Below are 6,665 nucleotides of genomic sequence, written 5' to 3'. Positions count from 1 at the left end.
CGTGCAGGAGACCACCGGCCGTCGTCGCGATCGCACGTTCAGCTACGCGGCATACCTCGAGCGGCTCCGTGCGGGAACAGAACTCCAGGACACCTAAAGGGGGAATAGGGCGAACCGGACCACCTGCCGTGCTAAATTGAAGCGCCAATGCGCCGGCCCGCCACTGGTCACGCGACAGAATGAACTTCTTCAAGAAAAAGTCCGACCGCGACGTTGTGCACGCACTCCGGCGAACCGAGCGCTTTCGACGGTTGGGGGGGCTCACCTTCATCGTCCTTGGTCTCGCCTTCGTTGGCTTCCATGTCTGGGGCGAAGCCTGGATGAAAAGCAAGGCGGTACAGATTGCGAACAGCGTCTCCGACATTCAGCGCTCGGCTCGATCCGAGACTCCTGATCAGTCGGCGCCCATCGCGTACGCCGTGGGGTTTCGTAGCGGCCTCTTGTTCTCCCAAGGCATGATCATTGCCGGACTGTTCTTTGGCTTTGGAATCCGACTCCTGTTCGCGGGCCGGAAGGACCGAATGCTGATCCACTATTTCGACCTGGCTACGAATAGCCAAGCCGCCCAGAAGACCGAAGGCTAGAGGTACGCGATAGGTCCAGCCTCTGGCTCAACTCGCCCCATGCTTAGACAAAGCGCTGCCGATTGCCCAGGCAACGAGGCAAGCGAAGATGATCGAGTACGAGAATCCGTTTGCGTACCAACTCCACTTGCGCACTCGAGGAGTCTCAAGCGGGCCCAAGCGCCGCAGGGCAACCCGATTCTCGATGAGCACGGACGCGAAGAAGAACGGGATGCATAGGTAGGCTGCCGCTGCGGGAACGATCCACGCGCTCAGCCCGTCACCAGGTCCGAGCCATGGTGCGAGGACTGTAATGGCCACTGCTCGCTGAACCGCAGAGGGAACACTGGCCTCGTCGACTTTCAGGAGGTAGACCGCGTACCCAGTTCCGAACTCCACCAGAAGAAGCACGAACCATGTCAATGGTATGCCCACCAGGGTGGAGACGAGGTTCGCTCGAAGGGACAGTCCGAGAGCACTGCGCCAGTCAAGCGAAAGAATCCGCCGCGCGAAGTACCCCTCGGCAGGGACGATGGCAAGGAGCAACAGCCATGCGGGAGGCCACATCACGGCGAGCATCGGAACGCCCACGTCGGCATGAGCGGGCAACGCGATGCCGGCTAGCATCAAGAGAAGCGATCGAGGCAACGTCCGGCGATTCACTTTCTCCTCCGCGTCGGTTTCTTCACGAGCAGCGAATGGCTTCCTAGCTTACTCTGCCGCCTTGAGGGCGTAGTGCGCGAGTTCCGATCCTGCGCGCCGGGCGTAAGCGGAAAAGATACGCAGGACGGACACAACTTCCTCAGGCAACATCGGGATCGCGTCGCGGCGGACGTGTTTTGCGAGGGCTTCTTGGGTCTGCTGAAACACGCCCAACAGATTTTCCATCTCCGCTTCTAGACGAATGAGCTGCTCGCCGCGGACGGAGACCCAGCCGCGCCGCAGTCTCTCTTCGGCCTCGCAGAGCGCGGGGCCGGTTTCGAGGCCTGGCCGCGGGGACGGAGGTGGGCGGTACGGGGCGGCTTTGACCCAGTTGGCTGGACCTGCGGGCGCTTGGGCGCGTGTCGCAGGTGCTGCAGCCGGCCGCGGTGGTAGTACACCTCTGCCGCCGCTGCAAGCGCAACGGCACGGCGCACGAGGAGAAGCACGCCGACTGCAAGCGGGTCGTCGGTGCCCGAGCTGCGGGATCCTTCTCCGGGCCAAGGCACTTCCGCGCAAGTTCCGCCTGCACGACACGCGGCACACGACCGCGACGCTGCTACTGGCGGCGGACGTCGACCTCTACGCCGTCGCGTGGATCCTCCGGCACAGCGACCCGAAGATCACCTTCGAGACCTACGCGCATCTGGTACCCGGCTACCTGCACGCGCAGATCGATCGGCTGCCGAAGCTCGAAACTTTTGCTGCATTAGTGCTGCAAGCCCCTCCCGAGCCCGTCGATCCGGCTCGGGGGCAGCTTCAAGAAGGCCCTGATTCCCGAGTAGTTCAGTTGGCGCGCCTGGCAGGAGTCGAACCTGCGGCCCGCGGCTTCGAAGGCCGCTGCTCTATCCAGCTGAGCTACAGGCGCGTGCACCTGCTTGTGCCGCCGCCGCACCGACGCGTCAAGCGCTGGCTCGACGCGGCCATCAGGGCAAACCCGCCTTGACGCCCAGCATCATGCGATCTAGAACCCTGCGCTTCCGCGGCGCGGTCGCCTCGGGGAGGCGCAGGGTTGCGAGGAGTTTCGGGAGAGGTGGCCGAGAGGCTCAAGGCGCTGGTTTGCTAAACCAGTATACGGCCCAAAGCTGTATCGAGGGTTCGAATCCCTCCCTCTCCGCCACAGCGGGCGATGGGGCCCTTAGCTCAGTTGGATAGAGCGTCGGACTACGAATCCGAAGGCCGCAGGTTCGAATCCTGCAGGGCCCGCCAACCCCGGGAACCCAGGCTGGCCCGGGAATACTGAGGAGGATCGTGTCAGTACGTACTGCAAAATTCTGCACTAGACGGCACGGAAAACGAGACGCGCGGCCGTGAACGATGTAAGGAGGGCGTCGTGACGTCGGCAACCAGAGGCGACATCCTGATCGTCGACGACGATCCCGACATCCGCGACGCGCTTGGGGAGTGTCTGCGCTATGAGGGCTACGACGTCCACTCCGCCGCGGACGGGCGCGACGCGCTCGACCGCCTCGAGTTCGGCCTGCGGCCCTCGGTGATCCTTCTCGATCTGATGATGCCCGTGCTCAACGGCTTCGACGTTCTCAACGCGCTCAGGATGCGGCCTGAGTGGAGATCCATCCCGGTCGTGGTGGTGAGCGCGAATCGCGGGTACCAGGCGGAGGACCTGGCGGGCGCCGTGGACATCCTGCGCAAGCCGGTAAACATGGACAGGCTGATCGCCGCAGTCGAGAAGGCGGCCGCCGCCTGACATTGCGGGCGTGGGGACGAAGTGCTACACCCCGCGCCCCGCTCTTTGGCAATCATGGACGAAACCTTCATGGCGGAAGCGCTCGCCGAGGCGCGGCGTGCAGCCGCGGAGGGCGAAGTGCCCATCGGCGCGGTGCTCGTGGTCGAGGGACAGATCGCGGGCCGAGGACGCAATGCGCGCGAACGCCTGCGCGACCCCACGGGGCACGCCGAGATCCTCGCCCTGCAGGAGGCCGCACGGACGCTCGGTCGCTGGCGGCTCACCGGATCGACCATGTACGCGACCCTCGAGCCGTGCCCGATGTGCGCCGGCGCCCTCGTCAACGCGCGCGTCGACCGCCTCGTTTACGGCGTCGCGGATCCCAAGGCGGGCGCGGTGGACACGCTCTTCGACATCGTTCGCGACGCGCGTCTCAACCACCGTGTCGCGGTGACTAGCGGCGTCCTCGCGGAAGAGTGCGGCGCGATGCTGCGGGAGTTCTTCCGCGAGCGGAGGAAATAGGAACGACTGGAGAGGTGGCCGAGCGGCCGAAGGCGCACGCTTGGAAAGCGTGTATACGGCAACGTATCGTGGGTTCGAATCCCACCCTCTCCGCCAACGTTGTGATGTTATGAAGCGCCTGTTCAGGAGAGCTGGCCGAGCGGCTGAAGGCACCTGATTCGAAATCAGGAGTACCCGCAAGGGTATCGGGGGTTCGAATCCCTCGCTCTCCGCCACTTCATCGCGTTGCGGGACGTCTGGCTGGCTGCTACGTTCCGCCCCTCGAATCGCCACTGATTCGTGGTAGACGGTCCAGTCCACGTCCCCTGGGCGCTGGACCGGGGATCGGGCGACGGCGGGTCGTGAACCCGCCAGGCCCGGAAGGGAGCAACGGTAGCGTCTTTAGCCGTGTGCCCGGTCTCCGGTCGAGCGCCTGGGGCACACGGAGCGCAGCCGTTCCTCGAACCCGCGGGGCCCGCCGCCGATGACCACCCCGTACCTCGTCCTTGCCCGCAAATACCGGCCGCAGCGCTTCCAGGACCTGACGGGCCAGGAGCACGTGGTCCGCACCCTGGTCAACGCGCTCAAGACCGGCCGGGTCGCGCACGCGTTCCTCTTCACCGGTCCGCGCGGATGCGGCAAGACCACGTCGGCGCGGATCCTGGCGCGAGCGCTGAACTGCGAGAAAGGACCCACTTCCGAACCGTGCGGCGTCTGCGGGCCGTGCGTCGACATCGCGGCCGGGACGGACGTCGATGTCCAGGAGATCGACGCCGCGTCGAACAACGGCGTCGACGACGTGCGGGCGCTCCGCGAGGCGGCGAAGTACGTGCCTGCGCGCGACCGCTACAAGATCTACATCGTCGACGAAGTGCACATGCTCTCGGGCGCGGCGTTCAACGCGCTGCTCAAGACGCTCGAGGAGCCGCCCGGCCACATCAAGTTCCTGCTCGCCACCACGGACCCGCAGAAGCTGCCGGCGACGATCCTCTCCCGCGTACAGCGCCACAACATCCAGCTGGTGCCGCTGGGGAAGATCGTCGCGCGCCTCCGCGAGATCGCCGAGGCGGAGAAGGTCCAGGTGTCCGACGGCGCTCTCACGCTGGTCGCGCGCCAGGCGCAGGGGTCGATGCGCGACGCCCTCTCGCTGCTCGACCAGCTCTTCTCCGCTCACGATCCCGCCGCCGGGGAGATCGGCGACGGCGAGGCCGCGGAGACGCTCGGCGCTCTCGACACGTCCGCGGTGCGCGACATCGTCAAAGGCGTGCTCGCGAGGGATGCATCGGCGGCGCTGGCCGGCGTCGCGCGCGCCTGGGAGCAGGGCGCCGACATGAAGCGCCTCGGCGAGGAGCTCGCGTCGCATGCCCGCAACCTGGTGCTCGCTTCGCTCGCGGGAGTGAAACAGGACCTTCCCGATCACGAAATCCGCGCTTTCGCGCAGCAGGCGGCGGAGCACGATCCTGCGCAGCTCGCGCGCGTCTTCGAGCTCCTGCAGCTGGCGGAAGACGAAATCGCCAAGGCGTCGAACCCGCGCCACGCGCTCGAAGTCGCGCTGCTGCGGGCCGTGCACCTCGCGCCGGCCGGATCGCTCCCGGATCTGGTTGCCAGGATCGAGGCGCTCGGAACGGACACGCCGGTGGCGAAACCCGCCGAGCCGCGGAAGGCACCGCCGGGTTGGGGCGCGAGGGTCCTCGCCCCCGATGCGGCACCGCTGCGCGCCGCCCCGACCCCGCCGCCCGCCGCCGACCCCGAACCGGAGGCGGAGCCCGCTGCGGAACGTCCGCTGGATCTCAACGCTCGCTGGCGATTGCTGCTCGACTCCGTCCGCGCCGCGCGCAAACCGGGCGCTGCCGCCGCCCTCGAGCACGCGATCCCGGTGAAGATCGATCGCTCGGCGGTGCAGGTCGCTTTCCGCAAAGGGTCGGGGCAGGCCGCCATCGTCCAGGAAGCGCGCGCGGCGGTGGAGGGTGCTTTCGAGAAGGCGCTGGGGTTCCGCGCGCCCCTTCAGATCGTCGAGCAGGATGCACCCGCGGACGATTCGGTCGCGGAGCAGAAACAGAAGCAGCGGGCAGCGGCATCCGAAGGGCGGATTGCGCTCGCCCGCGAGCACCCGGCGGTGCGCGCCGCGGTCGAGGTCCTCGGCGGCGAGATCGAAGACGTTCGCGATCTGGGAGAGGAGTAGAGACGATGGCCGGCTTCGACTTGGACGCGCTCTTCCAGCAGGCCCAGCAGCTCCAGGAACAGATGCGGGAGGCGCAGGATCGGCTGGCGCAGAAGACCGTCACCGGGACGGCGGGCGGCGGCATGGTTGTCGTCACCGCCAACGGCAAGGGCGAGATCCAGAGGGTGCAAATCGACAAGCAGGCCGTCGATCCGCGCGACGTCCCGATGCTCGAGGACCTGGTGGTCGCGGCGGTGAACTCCGCCCTCAAGGCCGCGCACGAAGCGGCCGCCGCGGAGAACCCGCTCTCGGGCATGGCCTCGGGCCTGGGCGGGATGATCCCGGGCTTTCCGAAGTGACCGATCCGATCGCGCGCCTCACCGTCCTGCTCGCGAAGCTTCCCGGCGTCGGGGAGAAGACGGCGCAGCGGCTCGCCTTTCACGTGCTGAAGAGCGCGCCCGAGTACGCGCGCGAGCTGGCGGAGGCGCTGCTGGCGCTGCGCGAGGAGGTGCGGCTCTGCTCCACCTGCTGCAATCTCACCGCGCAGGATCCCTGCGCGATCTGCCGCGACACCCAGCGCGACGGCAAGATGATCTGCGTGGTGGAGACGGTGCCCGATCTGCTCGCCGTCGAGCGGACGCGCGAGTTCCGCGGCCGATACCACGTCCTCCACGGCGCCCTTTCGCCGCTCGACGGCGTGGGACCCGACCAGCTGAAGCTCAAAGAGCTGATCGCGCGCCTCCATCACGGAGTCGAGGAAGTCATCGTCGCCACCGATCCGACCGTCGAAGGAGAGGCGACGGCGCTGTACATCACGCGGCTGATAAAGCCGCTCGGCGTGCGCGTCACGCGCATCGCCCAGGGCATTCCCATGGGCGGCGACCTCGAGTACGCCGACCAGGTGACGCTCGCCCGCGCCCTGCAGGGCAGGCGCGAAATTTGAATGCCAGCGAAATCGGGTTTTGCGCGCCAACATCGCGAAATGTAGGCGGATCCGTGCCCCGTGAGTTCCTGGACCGGACCCCAAGGCTCTGTTAGCGTCCGCGCAAGCGAC

The 6,665-nt window shown here is 67.0% G+C and carries 7 protein-coding genes, 5 tRNA genes, 1 other RNA gene and 1 pseudogene; 12 read left to right on the top strand and 2 right to left on the bottom strand.

All coding sequences use genetic code 11. The features are described 5' to 3' along the window. The first annotated feature begins 179 nt into the window (after positions 1 to 179). On the top strand, positions 180 to 584 hold the full coding sequence (locus E6J58_12415; GenBank protein ID TMB37403.1) for a hypothetical protein: 405 nt from the start codon (positions 180 to 182) through the stop codon (positions 582 to 584). A gap of 27 nt (positions 585 to 611) precedes the next feature. On the opposite strand, the gene E6J58_12410 is transcribed toward E6J58_12415, so the two are convergent. Beyond that, the gene (locus E6J58_12410) at positions 612 to 1,190 is read right to left on the bottom strand and encodes a hypothetical protein (GenBank protein ID TMB37402.1); all 579 of its coding nucleotides are present in this window, start codon (positions 1,188 to 1,190) and stop codon (positions 612 to 614) included. A gap of 277 nt (positions 1,191 to 1,467) precedes the next feature. On the opposite strand from E6J58_12410, the pseudogene E6J58_12405 reads away from it, so the two are divergent. Then, a pseudogene (locus E6J58_12405) lies at positions 1,468 to 1,911 on the top strand (hypothetical protein). A gap of 142 nt (positions 1,912 to 2,053) precedes the next feature. Here the strand turns inward: E6J58_12405 and E6J58_12400 are convergent. Further along, positions 2,054 to 2,130, bottom strand: a tRNA-Arg gene (locus E6J58_12400). A gap of 159 nt (positions 2,131 to 2,289) precedes the next feature. Between E6J58_12400 and E6J58_12395 the strand changes: the two genes are divergently transcribed. The 10 genes from E6J58_12395 (at position 2,290) to recR (ending at position 6,554) form a co-directional block, all read left to right on the top strand. Further along, positions 2,290 to 2,382, top strand: a tRNA-Ser gene (locus E6J58_12395). A gap of 12 nt (positions 2,383 to 2,394) precedes the next feature. Beyond that, positions 2,395 to 2,471 (top strand) — tRNA-Arg (locus tag E6J58_12390). A 55-nt stretch (positions 2,472 to 2,526) separates the two neighbouring features. Then, positions 2,527 to 2,970 carry a response regulator gene (locus E6J58_12385; protein ID TMB37401.1) on the top strand — a complete coding sequence of 148 codons (444 nt, stop codon included), beginning with the start codon at positions 2,527 to 2,529 and terminating at the stop codon, positions 2,968 to 2,970. A 69-nt stretch (positions 2,971 to 3,039) separates the two neighbouring features. Beyond that, entirely contained in the window at positions 3,040 to 3,471 is a 432-nt protein-coding gene (locus E6J58_12380; protein TMB37418.1) for a nucleoside deaminase, read from the top strand. 8 nt (positions 3,472 to 3,479) lie between these two features. After that, positions 3,480 to 3,567: transfer RNA gene (locus E6J58_12375), tRNA-Ser, on the top strand. A 29-nt stretch (positions 3,568 to 3,596) separates the two neighbouring features. Continuing rightward, positions 3,597 to 3,686 (top strand) — tRNA-Ser (locus tag E6J58_12370). Positions 3,687 to 3,786: 100 nt separating this feature from the next. After that, an RNA gene (gene ffs, locus E6J58_12365) (signal recognition particle sRNA small type) lies at positions 3,787 to 3,880 on the top strand. 54 nt (positions 3,881 to 3,934) lie between these two features. Continuing rightward, positions 3,935 to 5,632, top strand: a complete 1,698-nt coding sequence (dnaX, locus tag E6J58_12360) for a DNA polymerase III subunit gamma/tau (GenBank protein TMB37400.1) — start codon at positions 3,935 to 3,937, stop codon at positions 5,630 to 5,632. A gap of 5 nt (positions 5,633 to 5,637) precedes the next feature. Beyond that, the gene (locus E6J58_12355) at positions 5,638 to 5,970 is read left to right on the top strand and encodes a YbaB/EbfC family nucleoid-associated protein (GenBank protein TMB37399.1); all 333 of its coding nucleotides are present in this window, start codon (positions 5,638 to 5,640) and stop codon (positions 5,968 to 5,970) included. After that, positions 5,967 to 6,554 carry a recombination protein RecR gene (recR, locus tag E6J58_12350; GenBank protein TMB37398.1) on the top strand — a complete coding sequence of 196 codons (588 nt, stop codon included), beginning with the start codon at positions 5,967 to 5,969 and terminating at the stop codon, positions 6,552 to 6,554. The genes E6J58_12355 and recR overlap by 4 nt, the downstream gene beginning before the upstream one ends. Positions 6,555 to 6,665: the final 111 nt, after the last annotated feature.

Source organism: Deltaproteobacteria bacterium (genome assembly GCA_005879535.1).
Classification (GTDB): Bacteria; Myxococcota; Myxococcia; order Myxococcales; family 40CM-4-68-19; genus 40CM-4-68-19.
Note: the sequence above shows the minus strand (reverse complement) of the source record. Positions and strands in the feature narration are given on the sequence as shown.